This is a genomic window from Streptomyces flavovariabilis (assembly GCF_000725785.1).
In the GTDB taxonomy this organism is placed as follows: Bacteria; Actinomycetota; Actinomycetes; order Streptomycetales; family Streptomycetaceae; genus Streptomyces; species Streptomyces hawaiiensis.
This window is the reverse complement of the sequence record NZ_JNXD01000021.1, coordinates 44,730-60,802: the sequence shown is the minus strand read 5'-3', so window position 1 is coordinate 60,802 and position 16,073 is coordinate 44,730. Positions and strand designations below refer to the sequence as shown.

Here is a 16,073-nt window from a genome sequence, read left to right as displayed (position 1 = left end):
CCCTACTTCCGCATCACGGCCGGTTCGTGCCGGCGCAGCAGCCGGGACACCAGGAAGCCGAACAGCACCGACAGCACGACCAGCATTCCGACGTCCAGCAGCCATGTGCCCGCCGAGTGCTCGAAGAGCGGGTCCTTCGTCAGGTCGTCGGGCACGATCCGGCCCAGCCCGACGGTCCCGGCCATCGCGGCCAGCGCCCAGCGCGCCGGCACCAGCCAGCCCAGTTGCTCCAGCCCGGGGGTGGCGGCAAGTTTCAGCAGGGCCCCGCAGAAGACGACCTGGACGATGGCGATGAGCACGAGCAGCGGCATCGTCACCTCTTCCTTGCGCACCAGCGCGGAGACGAGCAGGCCGAGCATCATCGCGGTGAACGCCAGCAGGGCGACGGCGACCGTGATCTCCACCAGGGGCGGCATCAGCACGCCTTCGCCGCCGGGTGCGTTGAGGTCGACGCCGAGCAGCGCCACCAGGGTCAGCGCCACCGCCTGGAGGACGGTGATGACGCCCAGGACAATGACCTTGGACATCAGGTACGCCGATCGGGAGAGGCCCACCGCCCGTTCCCGCTGGTAGATCACGCGTTCCTTGACGAGTTCGCGCACGGCGTTGGCGGCCCCGGTCAGGACCGCGCCGACGCACAGGATGAGCAGCGCGTTCATCGCCGTGTCGAGCGTCAGTCTGCCGCCCGCCAGGGCACGCGCCATCGCGCCCATCACGAACGGCAGCGCGATCATGATGATCAGGAAGGTGCGGTCGGCGCTCAGCGCGGCCGCGTACCGGCGCACCAGCGTGCCGAGCTGGGCGCGGCGGCTGCGCGGCCGGGGCGGAGCGGTGATGACGACGGGCTCGGAGCGGAGCTGCTGGGGCTGCGCGGAGGCGTCGGCCACGTACCGGCCGTGGAAGGGCGAAACGAGGTACTCCCCCGCCCAGTCCCGTTCCGTGTCCCGGTCGAAGGCCTCGAAGGCTTCCGGCCACTCCTCGAAGCCGAAGAAGGACAGGGCGTCCTCGGGCGGTCCGTAGTAGGCGATCTTCCCGCCGGGCGCGAGCACCAGGAGCCGGTCGCACACGTCCAGGCTGAGCACGCTGTGAGTGACGACGATGACGGTCCGGCCGTCGTCGGCGAGGCCGCGCAGCATGTGCATCACCGAGCGGTCCATGCCGGGGTCGAGTCCGGAGGTCGGCTCGTCGAGGAACAGCAGCGACGGCTTCGTCAGCAGCTCCAGTGCCACGCTGACGCGCTTGCGCTGGCCGCCGGACAGGCTGTGCACGTGCTGGTCGGCGCGCTGCTCCAGGCCCAGTTCGCGGATGACCTCGTCGACCCGGGCGCGCCGTTCGGCCTTGGCGGTGTCTTGCGGGAAGCGCAGTTCGGCGGCGTAGGAGAGGGCTTTGCGAACGGTCAGCTGCGCGTGCAGGATGTCGTCCTGCGGGACCAGGCCGATGCGCTGGCGCAGCTCGGCGTAGTCGCGGTAGAGGTCGCGGCCGTCGTAGAGGACGGTGCCGTGGTTGGCGGGCCGCTGGCCGGTGAGGGCGTTGAGGAGCGTGGACTTGCCGGCGCCGCTCGGGCCGACGACGGCGAGCAGGCACTTCTCCCCCACCGGGAACGACACGTGGTCGAGGAGCGTCTTGCGGCCGTGGTCGACGGCGACCGCGAGGTCCTGCACGTCGAGTGAGACCTCACCGGTGTCGACGTATTCCTGGAGTTGGTCGCCGACGAGGCAGAACGCCGAGTGGCCGATGCCGACGATGTCGCCCTGGCCGACCGGGGCGGTGGTGACGGGGCTGCCGTTGAGGTATGTCCCGTTGTGGCTGCCGAGGTCGGTGATCTCGTAGGTTCCGTCGGCCAGGGCGCGCAGTTCGGCGTGCCGGCGGGAGACCACCAGGTCGTCGATGACCAGGTCGTTGTCGGTGGCGCGGCCGATGCGGACGGTGCGGGAGGGCAGCGGCCGTACGGTCGTGGGCTGCCGGTAGGTGCCGGTGTGGGCCGGCATGGAGACGGCGGAGGGGCGTCCCGCGGTGCGCGGGGCGGGGGCGGGACGGCCGGTCAGGGTCACGCGCGGTCCGTCGGCGGGATTGCCGAAGCGGATGACGCTGCCGGGCCCGACGTCCCACTCACGGATGCGCCGGCCGTCGGCGTAGGTGCCGTTGGTGCTGTCCTCGTCCTCGATCGTCCAGTGACCGTCCTCGGGCTTCAGCACCGCGTGGTGCCAGGAGACCCGGTCGTCGTCGATGACGATGTCGCACAGCGGGTCACGCCCTACGTGGTAGTCGTGGCCCGGGATCATCACGGTGGTGCCCGTCTCTGTTTCCAGGACGAGTTCCGGTGCTACCGAGGGTTGCGCCATGGGCAAGATTCTACCGATTTGCCCTGGTGTGCGCCTGATCGAGTGGGGTGGGCGGCGGGTCAGCCGACGGAGATGCCGACGAAGGGAGCCGTGCGCTGCATCCGCAGGGCGTCCACGGACTCGGCGAGCAGTTCGTACTCGGTGGTGTCGTCGCTGGTGGCGATGCGCACCAGCCGTCCGGCCGCCAACTCCTCGGCGACCCGCTCCTGCTGGGCCGGATCGGCGCACCAGGCGCGCAGCAGCCCGGGCACGTCGGGCACGGTGTGGGCGACCGGCACGAGCGCGCCCGGCGGTAAGTGCTCGGCGTCGGGCCGGGGGTCGAGGCGCTGGGCGATCCAGGAGGCGCGGTCGCGCAGCCACCACAGGGCGAGGGCGAGAGTGGGGGCCCGGTAGGTACCGAGGGGCACTCCGATACGGCGACCGTCGCAGACTCCGTACGCCGTGACGTGGCACAGAAACTCGTCGTGCACGTGACCCTCCCCCGTTGCTCTGCCCGTCTGCCGGCCCGGCCTCGCTTCTCGTGCGGCTCGCGTGCTGTGCGTGAGGACGCCGTCGCTCGATGTGAAAACGCTCTCGCAGGTCAGTATGTTCACTACTGAATCACTGTCACCATGACTTTCCGGCCACTCTCCTGGCATATTCACCGCTCGAGTTGGCCGGAATCGTGCGCGCGGTGGCGACGGCCCATGACTCCGGAGGTAATCGACGCTCCCGGCGGGTGCGGGCAAGGTGGTCTCACCGGGTTCACCGAGACCAGGACCCGGCCTCTGACCAGCAGATACGACCTTCCTGGAGGCTGATCGCCATGTCCGCAACCGCCCACCGCCACGAGGACGCCGTCGCCCGCTATTTCGAGGCCTGGAACGCCGAGGACCCGGCGGCTCGCGCCGAGGCGGTCGCCGCCGCCTGGACCGAGGACGGCGGCTACACCGACCCCCTGGCCGACGTCAGCGGCCATGAGGAGATCGCGGGGCTGATCGCGGCGGCCCGCGAGCAGTTCCCGGGGTTCGAGTTCCGGCTCACCGGTGGCGTCGACGGGCACCACGACACCGCACGCTTCTCGTGGGAGCTGGTGAGCGCGGCCGACGGCTCGGCGCCGGTCGCCGGGTCCGATGTGATCACGCTGGACGGGCAGGGCCGGATCAGGGCCGTGCTCGGATTCCTGGACCGGGTGCCCGCCGGGGCGTGAGGCCGGCGTCCGCGATGAGTTCTCCGGGGTCCGGCGGTCTGCATGAGGGAAGAGGCCGCCGAGCACCGGAGGACGCCATGGCCACCACGGCAGAACTGGACGCGGAGTTCACCGCCGTCCTGCGCAAGAGCCCCGCCGAGGGCGGCTGGACCTATCTGGTCTGGCCCCGGTCCGTCGAGTTCTTCGGCACCCGCGGCCTGGTCAAGGTCCGCGGGACGATCGACGGACACCCCTTCCGCAGCTCGTTCATGGCGCTGGGGGACGGCACGCACAAGCTGCCCGTGAAGGCGGGCATCCGCAAGGCCATCGGCAAGGAGGAGGGCGACACCGTGACGGTGCGCCTCGAGGAGCGGATCAGCTCCTGACCCGGGGTGCCCGGGGGTGGCCGCCCCCGGGCAGGCGGATGCGCTACTGCTTGACGATGGCGTCGATCCGGGCGAGCTCGTCCGCGTCGAAGTCCAGGTTGCGGATGGCGCCTACGCTGTCCTCGATCTGCTGCGCGCTGCTCGCGCCGACCAGCGCGGAGGTGACCCGGCCGCCGCGCAGCACCCAGGCCAGTGCCATCTGGGCCAGGGTCTGGCCGCGGGACTTCGCGATGTCGTTCAGGTCGCGCAGCCGGCCCACCAGGTCCTCGGTGAGGGCGTCGGAGTTCAGGAAGGGGCTGTCGCTCGCGGCCCGCGAGCCCTCGGGGATGCCGTCGAGGTAGCGGGCGGAGAGCACGCCCTGCTCCAGCGGGGAGAAGACGATCGAGCCGACCTGGAGCTCGTCGAGGGCGTCGAGCAGCCCCGCGTCCTCGGGGCGGCGGTCCAGCATCGAGTAGCGCGGCTGGTGGATGAGGAGCGGGGTACCCAGCTCGCCCAGGATGCGGGCGGCCTCGCGGGTCTGCTCCGCGGAGTAGTTGGAGACGCCGACGTACAGCGCCTTGCCCTGCTGCACCGCCGAGTGCAGGGCGCCCATCGTCTCCTCGAGCGGGGTGTCCGGGTCGGGGCGGTGCGAGTAGAAGATGTCGACGTAGTCCAGGCCCATCCGCTTCAGGCTCTGGTCCAGCGAGGACAGCACGTACTTGCGCGAGCCCCACTCGCCGTACGGGCCGGGCCACATCAGGTAGCCGGCCTTGGAGGAGATCACCAGCTCGTCGCGGTACGGGGCGAAGTCCGTCTTCAGGAACTCGCCCAGCGCGGACTCGGCGGCGCCGGGCGGCGGGCCGTAGTTGTTGGCGAGGTCGAAGTGGGTGACGCCGAGGTCGAAGGCGCGGCGCAGGATGGCACGCTGCGTCTCGACGGACCGGTCCGGGCCGAAGTTGTGCCACAGGCCGAGCGAGAGCGCGGGGAGCTTCAGACCGCTGCGTCCGGTGCGCCGGTAGGGCATGTCCGCGTAGCGGTCGGGGTGTGCGGTGTACAACGCGACTCCAGAGGGGTTGGCACGGTCGGGATGGAACCGGTGTCCACTCTGGCGTGACCTGCTCCCATGCGTCCAACAGAAGAATCCGATGGAATTCAGCGGCTACGCTTCTCAGTCATGGAACTGCGCCACTTGCAGCACTTCGTCGCGGTCGCCGAGGACCAGCACTTCACCCGGGCGGCGGAACGCCTCCTGGTGTCCCAGTCGGGCCTGTCCGCCTCGATCCGGGCGCTGGAGCGGGAGCTGCAGACGCCGCTGTTCGTGCGCACGACCCGCCGGGTGACACTCACCCCGGCCGGACGGGCGCTGCTCGGTGAGGCGGAGCGGATCCTCGCGCAGGTGCGTTCCGCGCACGAGGCGGTGGCGGCGGTGCAGGGCGTGCTGCGCGGCATGCTCGCGCTCGGCAGCGAGCAGTGCATCGCCGGGGTGCACGTGGCGGGGCTGCTCGCCGCCTTCCGGCACCGGCATCCGGACGTGGAGATCTGTCTGCGGCAGGCCGGGTCGGGCGCACTCGCGGAGGACGTCGAGGCGGGGCGGCTCGACCTGGCGTTCGCGGTGCGGACGCAGGCGGACAGCGACCAGCTGCGATCGGTGCCGCTGACCAGCGAGCCGATGACGCTGCTGTGTCACTCCAGCCACCGGCTGGCCGCCGCCGGTGCGGCGGTCACCCCGGAGGAACTGGGCGGCGAGGTGTTCGTCGACTTCCAGCCGGACTGGGGTCCGCGCCGCACCACCGACACGGTGTTCGCGGCCGCGGGCGTACGGCGGACGGTGGCCCTGGAGGTGAACGACGTGCACACGCTGCTCGACCTGGTCGACGAGAACCTCGGCGTCGCCGTCGTGCCGCGGCACTTCGCACACAAACGCGCCTCCCTGACCGCGCTTCCCGTGAAGGGCACCGGCGAGGCCGTCTACGAGACGGTGGCTCTGCTGCCGCCCGAGCAGGCGACCAGCCCGGCGGCCCGGGCACTGATGGCCCTGCTGGAAACCGGGGGCCTGGCACCACCCCAGGAGGGTGTCCACCCCTCCTGACCCGATCGGTCCCGCGCACCGGACTCGTGACCGTCCCCGACGGCAACTGCGGTCGGGAGTCGGCGAGATGACGGATCACACACGACGGAACGTGCTGCGCGGCGCGGCGGCGATCACGGCAGCCGGCACGCTGGCCGGCACCGGAGCGGGAGGAGCGTCCGCCGCGGCAGCGTCCCGAACCCCGCGCCGCTTCCCCTTCCTGGAGGGCGCGTTCGCGCCGGTCACCGAGGAGCTGACGGCCTTCGACCTGCCCGTCACCGGCCGTATCCCGCACGCCGGCACCGGTACGGCTACTCGGCCGCCGCCGCGGAGATGTCCCTCGCCTACCAGGCGGTCGACGGCACCCCGCCCGACGGGGCCTTCGCCAACGCGCTGATCAAGCACGATCTGCTGCGCGGCACGTCCGAGGTGCACCGGCTGCCCGAGGGCGCGGCGGCGAGCGAGGCCGTGTTCGTGCCGTCCGACCCGTGCGACGTCGGGGCGGCGGAGGACGACGGGTACGCGATCGCATATGTGCACAACCCCGACCGCGGGGCCTCGGACCTGGTGATCCTCGCCGCCCAGGACTTCACCGGGGAGCCGGTGGCCCGCATCCATCTCCCGGGGCGGGTGCCGCTGGGCTTCCACGGGAGCTGGATTCCCGACGCGTGATCCCCGGCGATGCGCGATGGTGGAGCTATGCATGCGAAGGACATCCTCATCGACGGTTATCACCGCATCCGCGAAGAAGTCCACGCCACCGTCGAGGGTCTCGGGCCCGAGGAGCTGAGCGCCCGGCTCTCCCCCGACACCAACTCGATCGCCTGGCTGGTCTGGCACCTCACCCGCGTCCAGGACGACCATCTGGCCGACGCCTTCGGCCATGAACAGGTCTGGCTGTCCCAGGACTGGGAGAAGCGCTTCGGCCTGGGCCTGCCCCGCCGTGACACGGGCTACGGCCACAGCCCCGCCAAGGTCACCAAGGTCCGGGTCGACTCGGGCGAACTGCTGACCGGCTACTACGACGCCGTGCACGAGCAGAGCCTGGACGCCCTGCGGGGCCTGGCGGCCAAGGATCTGGAGCGCGTCGTCGACGAGCGCTGGGACCCGCCGGTCACCCTGGGCGTCCGGCTGGTCAGCGTCCTGTCCGACGATCTCCAGCACATCGGACAGGCCGCCTACCTCCGGGGGCTGCTTCAGAGCGCGGCGGCGTAACCGGGCAGCACCACGTCGCGGATGAGCGCGTTCCGCTCGTCGAAGGGGAGGAACGCGCTCTTCAGGGCGTTGACGGTGACCGTGCGCAGATCCTCGACGCTCCAGCCCGCCTGCTCGACCAGCAGGGTCATCTCGCGGGTCATCGTGGTACCCGACACCAGCCGGTTGTCGGTGTTGAGGGTGACGCGGAAGCCGAGGTCCTTCAGCGCGGTGATCGGGTGCTCGGCGATCGAGGTGGCGGCACCCGTCTGGAGGTTGGACGTCGGGCACATCTCCAGCGCGATACGCCGGTCGCGCACCCAGCTCGCGAGCCGGCCGAGCTTGCCCGCGGCGAGGTCCGGGATGTCGTCGGTGATCCGCACACCGTGCCCGATGCGCTGGGCGCCGCACACCTGCAGGGCCTGGTGGATGCTGGGCAGGCCGTGCGCCTCCCCGGCGTGGATGGTGAACGGCACGTTCTCGCGGCGCAGGTGCTCGAAGGCCGCGAGGTGGTCGGCGGGCGGGAAGCCGTCCTCGGCGCCGGCGATGTCGAAGCCGACGACACCGGCGTCCCGGAACGCCACGGCCAGGTCGGCGGCCTCGCGCACCCGGTCGAACATCCGCATCCCGCACAGCAGGGTGCCGACCCGCACCGGCGTGCCCGCGGCAGCCGCCTTCGCCATGCCCGCCGCCAGACCCTCCTGGACGGTCTCCACGACCTCGGCCATGGTCAGCTCGCCCCTGGTGTTGAGCTCGGGGGCGTAGCGCACCTCGCCGTAGACGACGCCGTCGGCGGCCAGGTCGAGCACGTACTCCTCAGCCGTGCGCAGCAGGCCCTCGCGGGTCTGCATCACGGCGAGGGTGTGCTCGAAGGTGGCTATGTAGCGCACCAGGTCGCCGGAGTTGGCGGCCTCGTAGTACCAGGCGGCGAGCTCGTCCGGGTCGGTGGTGGGCAGGGTGTGGCCGACCGCGTCCGCCAGCTCCACCACGGTGGCGGGGCGCAGGCCGCCGTCGAGGTGGTCGTGCAGCACGGCCTTGGGGAGGCGGCGGATCAGATCGGAGTCTACGCGCGTAGCAGTCATGGCGGTCTTTCCTCGAGCAGGTGGTTCGAAGCGGCGGTAAGGGGTCAGCCGGCGGGCTGGAGCAGGTCCCAGCGGTTGCCGTACAGGTCCTGGAAAACGGCGACGGTGCCGTACGGCTCGCGCCGCGGTTCCTCCAGGAAGGTCACGCCCGCGGCGGCCATCCGGGCGTGGTCGCGGGCGAAGTCGTCGGTGTGCAGGAAGAACCCGACCCGTCCGCCCGTCTGGTCTCCGACCCGGGCGGTCTGGGTCTCCCCCTTGGCGCGGGCCAGCAGCAGACCGGTGCCGGTTCCCGGGGTGCCGGGTTCGACGACGACCCAGCGGGATCCGTCGGGCCGGGGTGCGTCCTCGGCGAGGCGGAATCCGAGGGCGTCGGTGTAGAAGCGGATCGCCTCGTCGTAGTCGTCGACGACGAGGGTGACCAGGGCGATACGTCTCATCGGGGCCTCTCGGAGCGGGCGGTTGACCGGAGAGGTTATACGTAAAACCCCATCGATGCCAACCGTCCGCCGACGACCGGCCCATGTTCTGTAACTACTAGTATGTACACTAACGATCCCGACTATCGGAGGCCCCATGCCCTTCGTCCGTATCGACACGCTCCGGGCCGGGCCCGAGCGCCTCGCCGCACTCGGCCGTGCCGTGCACGACGCCCTGAAGGAGACGATCGGCATCCCGCCGGACGACCGGTTCCAGGTCCTGGCGGACCACGACGGCACGACCGGCACCCTGCGCTGCGACGACTACCTCGGCGTGCACCGCGACGACGGCATCGCCTACATCGCGATCACGCTGCGCTCCGGCCGCACGCCCGCGCAGAAGCGGGCGCTGTACCGCCGGATCGCAGAGCTGGCCCACGCGTACGCGGGCACCGAGCCGCGGAACGTGTTCGTCGTGCTGACGGAGAACGAGTCGGCGGACTGGTCGCTGGGAGAGGGCGTGGCGCAGTATGTGGAAAGTCCCGGGCCCCGGGACTAGGACCGCGGCCCGAGGCGCCGGGCTCCTGCGACCGCTAGCGTCGGGGCCATGAAGATCACCGAACCGCCCCGCACCCCCGAGCAGCGCAAGGCGGACCTGCTGGGCCGTCTGGAGCGGGAGATGGACATCTGGGTCGCATCGGCGGATCCCGAAGGGGTGCCCTGTCTGGTGCCGCTGTGGTTCGTGTGGCACGAGGACGCGGTGTGGCTGTGCACCCGGCTGACCAACCCCACCGGCCGCAATCTCCGGGACGGCGGGCGGACCCGGCTGGCCTTCGGGGACACCCGGGACGTCGTGCTCGTCGACGGTGAGGTGCGGACCTACCCGATGCGGGAGGTGCCGTCGGCGGCGGCCGAGGCGTTCCGCGCGAAGACCGGCTGGGATCCGCGCGAGGACCACGCGTCGTACGCGTTCTTCCGGGTGCGGCCGCGCGGGGTGCAGGCGTGGTGCGAGGAGCACGAGCTGCCGCGCAGGCATCTCATGCGGGAGGGTGTCTGGGCCGTGTAGTCGTCGCTCAACCGGCCTTGTGGCGCGGCGCGTCGAGCCGTGCCAGTTCTTCGTCGGTGAGGCGGATCGCGCCCGCTGCCACGTTCTCCGCGAGGTGGTCGGGGTTGCCGGTGCCGGGAATCGCGAGGACGTGGGGGCCCTGGTGCAGGGTCCAGGCGAGGCGGATCTGGGCGGGGGTCGCGCCATGGGCCCGGGCGACGGCGCGGACGTCCTCGTCGTGGGCGGTGGTGGCGCCCTGCTCGGCGGCCTCGCCGGCGACGGCGTAGAACGGCACGAAGGCGATGCCCTGTTCGCCGCAGACGCGCAGCAGTTCGTCGGTGCCGGGGTCGGGGTGGTCGAGGGCGTACCGGTTCTGGACGCAGACCACGGGGGCGATGGCCCGGGCCTCGGCGAGATGGCGGCATGTGACGTTGGAGATGCCGAGGTGGCGGATCAGGCCTGCCTCGCGCAGCTCGGCGAGGGCACCGAAGTGCTCGGCGACGGAATCGTACTTCGGCATCCGGCGCAGGTTGACCACGTCCAGGTGGTCGCGGCCGAGCTGGCGCAGGTTCTCCTCCACGTGGCCGCGCAGCTCCTCGGGGCGGGCCGAGGTGCCCCATTCGCCGTCGTAGGACCGGTGGGGGCCCACCTTGGTGACGATGACCAGGTCGTCCGGGTAGGGCGCGAGCGCGGTGTTGATGAGTTCGTTGGCGGAGCGCAGCGACGAGAAGTAGAAGGCGGCCGTGTCGATGTGGTTGACGCCGAGGTCGATCGCCTTGCGCAGGACGGCCATCGACCGGTCGCGGTCGCTCGGTGTGCCGTGGTGGAAGGCGGCGCTGCCCGTCAGCCGCATCGCGCCGAAGCCGAGGCGGTGGACGGGCAGGTCGCCGAGTTTCCAGGTGCCGGCGGTGGCCGCGGTGATCGTCTGTGAGCTCATCGGCGGAGTCTCACACATCACGAGCCGGCCGGCGAAGCCGGTTTACGGATACGTGTACGAGTTGAGGGTGGTGACGGCGGAGGCCGGGTTGCCGCGGTCGTAGTGGTCCACGGCGAGGAAGGTGGGCTTCTTGCGGGCGGCCGGCTGGCAGAACCTCTGGGCCCGGTCGGCGAGTTTGGTGTTGTCCGTGCCGGCCGTGCCGGCGATCGGGACGTCACGGAAGTGGTTCATGACGAACAGCGGGCGGAAACCGGGTTCGGTGCGGGTCAGCGGGATGTTGGTGTCGGGGCCGTACCAGCGGCTGTAGCACGACCAGTCGGAGGAGCCGATGCCCGAGCCCATCGACCAGTGGTTCTCGACGGTCCACTCGCGCTGGTACATGACGCCGAAGCTGTCCCGGGTCAGGCCCGCGGCCTGGTCGGCGGAGCGGCTGTGGTCGGTGAAGATCAGCAGCCGGTCGCCCGCGGCGGCCAGTTCCGCCATCGTCGGCCAGCCGTTCTGCCGTACGCCGGTGCGGTCGGGCCGGTAGAGCACGTCCGACAGGCCGGCCACGCGGGCGAGTTCGGCGCGCAGGACGGCCGGGTCGACGTAGTCCTCCAGGAAGACGGTGACGAACTGGTCGGGATGGGCCTTCAGGAAGTCGACCATGCGCTGGAGGTCGACCCACAGGGCTACGGGCCTGCTGACGAGTGTGCAGCTGTTGTGGCAGAGGATCGCGCCGTCCGGGGTCTGGTGGATGTCCAGCATGAATCCGCGCACGCCGTCGGCGAGTTGGCGTTCGATGCCACGGGTCTGGTTGGGCACGAGGCTGACGAAGGGCGGCGCGAAGCCGCCGTCGACGCCGTTGGCGTACGCGTTGTGCGTGGTGAGGAACGTGACCTGGTCCAGGGTGCGCCGGTCCTGCGGCGGCATGGGGTTGGTGGCGGGGGCGACCGGGGTGAGGTACCAGGCGGCGAGGTCGCCGGAGCCGCCGAGGGCGAGGCGGACGGGGTAGGTGGCGCCGGGCGGTTGGGGAGCCACCGTCAGGTGACGCGTGGTTCCCGGGGCCTTGAGCGTGTAGCGGTCGGCGTCGAGCGGGTTGATCTCCCAGAGGGCGTCGGCGCTCGCGCAGGCGACGGTCGCGGCCTGGTCGCCGCTGCGGCCGAGGCAGTTGCCGGACACGTCGGTGCTCTCCAGGAGATACGAGGAACCGTTCGGCTTCAGCTGCCACTGCTGGCGGCCCTCGTTGCCGCGGGGTCTGTGCTGCTCGACCGCTCCGCCGCTGTCGGCCGCGTTGAGGCCGGTCGTGGCGCTCTGGACGTAGTACGTACCCGGGGCCGGAGCAGCGGCGGCAGCGGTCTGGGGGGCCACGACCACGGCGGCCAGCGCCGCGGTCGTGGCGAGCAGGGCGTGGGGGGTGCTCAGTCGCATGAGGGATGCCCTTCGGATCAACCAGTCAGGTTCATGACATCCCGCATGACACCACGCCGTGGGGTCCGGCGTCAGCAGTACAGGTTGCCGCCGGGAGACGTCCCGAGGATCTGCGTGAACCGCTGGTAGTTGTTCACGCGGCTCTGCACCTGCGCCGGGTTCTTGCCGTCGCACTCCAGGGAGCCGTTGATGCTGCGGATCGTCTGGCCGAAGCCGGCGCCGTTCACCATGGCGTTGTGCGGGGTCATGGAGCCGGGGCCGGTCTGGGTGTTCCAGTACCACAGGGCCGTCTTCCAGGCGACGGCCGAGTCGTTCTGGACCAGCCAGGGGTTGTTCAGCAGGTCGATGCCGAGCGCCTCGCCCGCGGCCTTGTAGTTGAAGTTCCAGCTCAGCTGGATCGGGCCGCGCCCGTAGTAGGCGGCCTGGCCGGCCGGACAGCCGTAGGGCCGGCTCCAGTCGCAGTAGTGCGGGTAGTTGGCGGTGTTCTGCTCCACCACGTGCACCAGGCCGCCGGTCTCGTGGCTGACGTTGGCGAGGAAGGCGGCGGCCTCCTGCTTCTTCACCGTGTCGCTGCCGGTGTTGGCGAAGCCGGGGTAGGCGCTCAGGGCCGCGGTGAGGCCGCTGTAGCTGTAGAAGGAATTCCGGTTCGGGAACATCTGGTTGAACTGGGCCTCGGTCACCACGAAGCGGGCGTTGGGCGTGCCGGGGCCGCTGTCGCAGGCGTACGGCTCCCAGTACCAGGTACTGATGACCGGGTCGTAGCCCGGGTTGGCGTGCTCGGCGATATAGGCCTTGCCGTCGGTGTAGCGGACGATGTCGCCGGCGGCGTACGCCTTCCCCGCCGTCCAGTTCGGGTAGCTGGAGCAGGCGGCGGCCGAGGCGTTCGAGGCGGGCAGGAGAACCGGCGCGGCGCCGGCGAGGGCGAGGATGGCCAGGACTGCGGAGATACGGCGTCTCGACACGGGTGCGACTCCTTCGCGGAGCACGGCCGCACCCTGTCGGGGGCAGGGTGAAGCAGACCCTTGACCGCACGCACCGGTGGTCCGGTCACGGCGTGGGGGCGGCCGTGGTGGGGGCTGTGGAGGCACACTCAACCGCGTTGGTCTGTACCAGTCAAGGGTGTAGACCAGTCAGGTCCAGAGGTGCTGTTCGCGCCGGGTGACGACCGGTCAGCCGCGTGCCCGGGCTACGTGCGCGGACTCCTCCAGCGTCGCCGCCAGCCGGTCCAGCAGGGACCGCAGCAGGTCGTCGCCGTCGCCGAGCGAGGGCCGGCCGGCGCGGACCGCGCGGTCGACGCGCTGCCAGTACGCCCGGCCGCGCGGGGTGAGATGGGCGAGGACACGGCGGCGGTCCAACGGATCAACCCTGCGGTGCACGAGGTTCTGGTCGACGAGCTGGTCGACCAGCTTGGTGAGCGTCGGAGGCGGCAGGAAGGCGGCGTCCGCGAGCCCCGTCATGTGGTGCCCCTCGCCGTCGGACAGCGAGGCCAGCACCCGCCACGCGTCGAGAGAGCAGCCCTCCGCCTCCAGAACGCCCTGCAATCGCCGTGCCGCGAGCCGTTCGGCCCGGGTCAGCAACTGCACGAGGTCGTCTGGCCGACGCGGGGTGGGGCTGGGCATCCCTGCTCCTAGGTCACGAGGGATGTCCATCGTAGGAGACGCACTGGAGTTCGCCCGGGGGAGCCGGAATCATGACGCCATGTTCCGGCACGACCTCCCCGGGCCCGAGTGGTTCACGGCCGACGACTCGGTACTCGGCGTGGCTCTCGTCTTCCCCCTGCGGGGCCCCGCAGGGATCTTCGGGCCCACGTGTGAGCTGTGCGCGCGGCTGGCCGCCGAGGAGGTCAACCGGGACGGCGGCGTGCTCGGCAGACAGCTCCGGCTGGTGCCGGTCGACGGCTCGGGCACGCCGCGGGAGATCGCCGACGAGGTCGAGGCGCTGGTTGACCTGGGGGCCGTGCAGGGCGTCACGGGCTGGCACATCTCCTCGGTGCGGCAGGCGCTGGCGCCGAGGATCGCGCACCGCGTCCCGTACGTGTACACCGCGCTGTACGAGGGCGGTGAGGACACGGCGGGGGTGTTCCTGACGAGCGAGACGCCGCGCGACCAGCTCCGGCCGGCGATGGATCTGCTGGCACGCGAGCGCGGGGTGCGGCGGTGGTTCGTGGTGGGCAACGACTACGTGTGGCCGCGGCACACGGCCCGGTCGGCACGCGGGTACGCCCGGGGATCCGGTGGGTGCGTCGCCGGTGAGGTGTACCTGCCGCTCGGCACCCAGGACTTCGAGCCGGTGCTGCGCCGCGTCGAACGCTCGGACGCCGACGCGGTGCTGATGCTGCTCGTCGGCAGTGACGCGGTGCGCTTCAACCGGGCGTTCGCGGAGTACGGCCTGCACGCGCGCTGTCTGCGGCTGAGCACGCTGATGGACGAGAACATGCTGGTGGCGAGCGGCCCGGCGGCCACCGAGGACCTCTACAGCACGGCCGGGTTCTTCGCCTCGCTGGCCAATCGCGACACTCTCGACTTCCACGGGCAGTATGCCGCCCGGTACGGCGTCGAGGCTCCCGCCCTCGGCAGCCTCGGCGAGTCCTGCTACGAGGGCGTGCTGCTGCTGGCCGCCCTGCTGAGGAGGGCCGGGACGCTGGACGTCGCGGCGATCGGCGCCGCGGCCGGGGCGGTGTCGTACGAGGGCCCGCGCGGGCTGCTGCATCTGCGGGACGCTCATGTGCGTCAGCGGATCTACCTGGCGCGGGCCGACGGGCTCGACTTCGACGTGCTCACGGAGCTGGACACGCGCCCCTGAGCGGACGGTCCGGCCGGCGACACACCCCCGGATCGGCGCCCCACGCCGCCCGACCGCGAGAATCCCCTCATGACCACCACACCCCACCCCCTCGTCGCCCGCGCACAGCGACTGGCAAGCGACCTCCTCGTCCCGCAGGCCGAGCGCGTCGACCAGGAGGGTGTGCCCGCGAGCCATGTGGCGGCGGTGAAGCGGGCGGGGCTGCTCGGGGTGGGCGCGCCACGGGAATACGGCGGGGCTGACGCGCCCGTGGCCGTGGCGCGGGAGACCGCGGAGATCCTGGCCGGGGCGTGCTGCTCGACATGGTTCGTGCAGACACAGCACCACACACCCGTGAAGCTGCTCGCCACATACGACTCGCCCGTCCGCGAGAAGCTGCTGCGCCCACTGGCGACCGGCGAGCTGATGGCCGGCATCGCCTTCGCCCATGTCCGTGCCTTTCCCCGGGTGCCCGTACGGGCCGTTCCCGAGGAGGGCGGCTGGCGGTTCGAGGGCAGGGTGCCCTGGTACACGGGCTGGGGTCTGAACGACGTGATGCTGCTGGCCGGGGTGACGGACACGGCCGAGGTGGTGTTCGTGTTCGCCGAGGCCTGCGAGCAGCCGGGGCTGACGGCATCGGCGCCGATGCGGCTCGCGGCGCTCACCGCCGCCCGTACGGTGTCCCTGGACCTGGACGGCCTGCGGGTGCCGGAGGAGGCCGTGGTGCTGCGCACGTCGCAGAAGGAGTTCGCCCTGGTCGACCTGGGCCGGGCCGCCAACGCCAGTCCGGCCGTGTTCGGGGTGGCGTACGCGGCGCTGGACCTGGTGGCGCAGACCCCCGACGGGGTGGAGACGGCCCGGTCGCTGCGGGCCCGGCTCGACGAGGTCCGCCGGGAGGCCTACGCCCTGGCCGACCGGCCCGCCCCGCACGCCTGCGTACCGGAGCGACTGGCCGTGAAGACACGCGCCTACGACCTCCTGCGCGCGGCCACCACCGCGGCCGTCGTGGCGGGGGGTGGCCGCTCCATGGACCTGGGCAGCCGGGCGCAGCGGCTCGCGCGCGAGGGGATGTTCCTGCTGGTGCAGGGCCAGACGGCCGAGGCGCGCCGGACGCACCTCGGCTCGCTGGCGTCCGGCTAGCCGAGCCGGGGCACGGCCGGTACCTGGTCCGTCCGGGCCGGGATCCGGCAAGTCGCCTCGGGGGACGGTGTACCGCGCGGCTTCAGCGGCTCGACCGGTGCGAGTGACGCGGCCCGGCGGTGATC

Annotated in this window: 17 protein-coding genes and 1 pseudogene; 9 read left to right on the top strand and 9 right to left on the bottom strand. The window is 71.6% G+C overall.

Annotation, left to right across the window (positions count from 1 at the left end; genetic code table 11):
• Positions 1-2: 2 nt before the first annotated feature.
• A complete protein-coding gene (locus IO24_RS0131100; protein ID WP_031141435.1) occupies positions 3-2,342 on the bottom strand; it encodes an FHA domain-containing protein in 2,340 nt (779 codons plus the stop codon).
• Between the two features lie 59 nt (positions 2,343-2,401).
• Positions 2,402-2,812, bottom strand: coding sequence for a hypothetical protein (locus tag IO24_RS0131095; RefSeq protein ID WP_031141429.1), 411 nt, complete (start codon positions 2,810-2,812; stop codon positions 2,402-2,404).
• 335 nt (positions 2,813-3,147) lie between these two features.
• Between IO24_RS0131095 and IO24_RS0131090 the strand changes: the two genes are divergently transcribed.
• Positions 3,148-3,531: a nuclear transport factor 2 family protein gene (locus IO24_RS0131090; RefSeq protein WP_031141427.1), complete on the top strand. Its 384-nt coding sequence runs from the start codon at positions 3,148-3,150 to the stop codon at positions 3,529-3,531.
• A gap of 77 nt (positions 3,532-3,608) precedes the next feature.
• Positions 3,609-3,896, top strand: coding sequence for a DUF1905 domain-containing protein (locus IO24_RS0131085; RefSeq protein WP_031141425.1), 288 nt, complete (start codon positions 3,609-3,611; stop codon positions 3,894-3,896).
• A gap of 43 nt (positions 3,897-3,939) precedes the next feature.
• Here the strand turns inward: IO24_RS0131085 and mgrA are convergent, their stop codons facing one another.
• Positions 3,940-4,932: an L-glyceraldehyde 3-phosphate reductase gene (mgrA, locus tag IO24_RS0131080; protein WP_031141423.1), complete on the bottom strand. Its 993-nt coding sequence runs from the start codon at positions 4,930-4,932 to the stop codon at positions 3,940-3,942.
• Positions 4,933-5,049: 117 nt separating this feature from the next.
• On the opposite strand from mgrA, the gene IO24_RS0131075 reads away from it, so the two are divergent.
• The 3 genes and pseudogenes from IO24_RS0131075 (at position 5,050) to IO24_RS0131065 (ending at position 7,158) form a co-directional block, all read left to right on the top strand.
• Positions 5,050-5,964: a LysR family transcriptional regulator gene (locus tag IO24_RS0131075; protein ID WP_031141419.1), complete on the top strand. Its 915-nt coding sequence runs from the start codon at positions 5,050-5,052 to the stop codon at positions 5,962-5,964.
• Positions 5,965-6,231: 267 nt separating this feature from the next.
• Positions 6,232-6,615: pseudogene (locus IO24_RS41100) on the top strand (carotenoid oxygenase family protein); the annotation flags it as partial.
• A 27-nt stretch (positions 6,616-6,642) separates the two neighbouring features.
• On the top strand, positions 6,643-7,158 hold the full coding sequence (locus tag IO24_RS0131065; protein ID WP_031141417.1) for a mycothiol transferase: 516 nt from the start codon (positions 6,643-6,645) through the stop codon (positions 7,156-7,158).
• On the opposite strand, the gene IO24_RS0131060 is transcribed toward IO24_RS0131065, so the two are convergent.
• Together IO24_RS0131060 and IO24_RS0131055 are read right to left on the bottom strand one after the other, a co-directional pair.
• Positions 7,140-8,219 (bottom strand): adenosine deaminase, encoded by a 1,080-nt coding sequence (locus tag IO24_RS0131060; protein ID WP_031141416.1) that lies wholly within the window; start codon positions 8,217-8,219, stop codon positions 7,140-7,142. The genes IO24_RS0131065 and IO24_RS0131060 overlap by 19 nt on opposite strands.
• 44 nt (positions 8,220-8,263) lie before the next feature.
• The gene (locus tag IO24_RS0131055) at positions 8,264-8,656 is read right to left on the bottom strand and encodes a VOC family protein (RefSeq protein ID WP_031141415.1); all 393 of its coding nucleotides are present in this window, start codon (positions 8,654-8,656) and stop codon (positions 8,264-8,266) included.
• 136 nt (positions 8,657-8,792) lie between these two features.
• Here IO24_RS0131055 and IO24_RS0131050 point away from each other — a divergent pair, with 136 nt between their 5' ends.
• A complete protein-coding gene (locus tag IO24_RS0131050) occupies positions 8,793-9,194 on the top strand; it encodes a tautomerase family protein (protein WP_031141414.1) in 402 nt (133 codons plus the stop codon).
• A 48-nt stretch (positions 9,195-9,242) separates the two neighbouring features.
• A complete protein-coding gene (locus IO24_RS0131045; RefSeq protein WP_031141412.1) occupies positions 9,243-9,701 on the top strand; it encodes a pyridoxamine 5'-phosphate oxidase family protein in 459 nt (152 codons plus the stop codon).
• 7 nt (positions 9,702-9,708) lie between these two features.
• Here IO24_RS0131045 and IO24_RS0131040 read toward each other — a convergent pair whose 3' ends face one another.
• The 4 genes from IO24_RS0131040 to IO24_RS0131025 all read right to left on the bottom strand — a co-directional run bounded on the left by IO24_RS0131040 (position 9,709) and on the right by IO24_RS0131025 (position 13,646).
• Positions 9,709-10,617 (bottom strand): oxidoreductase, encoded by a 909-nt coding sequence (locus IO24_RS0131040; protein WP_031141411.1) that lies wholly within the window; start codon positions 10,615-10,617, stop codon positions 9,709-9,711.
• A gap of 42 nt (positions 10,618-10,659) precedes the next feature.
• Entirely contained in the window at positions 10,660-12,021 is a 1,362-nt protein-coding gene (locus IO24_RS0131035; RefSeq protein ID WP_031141410.1) for a phosphoinositide-specific phospholipase C-related protein, read from the bottom strand.
• Positions 12,022-12,098: 77 nt separating this feature from the next.
• The gene (locus IO24_RS0131030; RefSeq protein WP_031141409.1) at positions 12,099-12,989 is read right to left on the bottom strand and encodes a glycoside hydrolase family 19 protein; all 891 of its coding nucleotides are present in this window, start codon (positions 12,987-12,989) and stop codon (positions 12,099-12,101) included.
• 207 nt (positions 12,990-13,196) lie between these two features.
• Entirely contained in the window at positions 13,197-13,646 is a 450-nt protein-coding gene (locus IO24_RS0131025) for a MarR family winged helix-turn-helix transcriptional regulator (protein ID WP_037668850.1), read from the bottom strand.
• Between the two features lie 79 nt (positions 13,647-13,725).
• Between IO24_RS0131025 and IO24_RS0131020 the strand changes: the two genes are divergently transcribed.
• Both IO24_RS0131020 and IO24_RS0131015 read left to right on the top strand, forming a co-directional pair.
• Positions 13,726-14,829, top strand: a complete 1,104-nt coding sequence (locus IO24_RS0131020; protein WP_031141407.1) for a substrate-binding domain-containing protein — start codon at positions 13,726-13,728, stop codon at positions 14,827-14,829.
• 69 nt (positions 14,830-14,898) lie between these two features.
• Positions 14,899-15,948 carry an acyl-CoA dehydrogenase family protein gene (locus IO24_RS0131015; protein WP_031141406.1) on the top strand — a complete coding sequence of 350 codons (1,050 nt, stop codon included), beginning with the start codon at positions 14,899-14,901 and terminating at the stop codon, positions 15,946-15,948.
• Positions 15,949-16,073 lie beyond the last annotated feature (125 nt).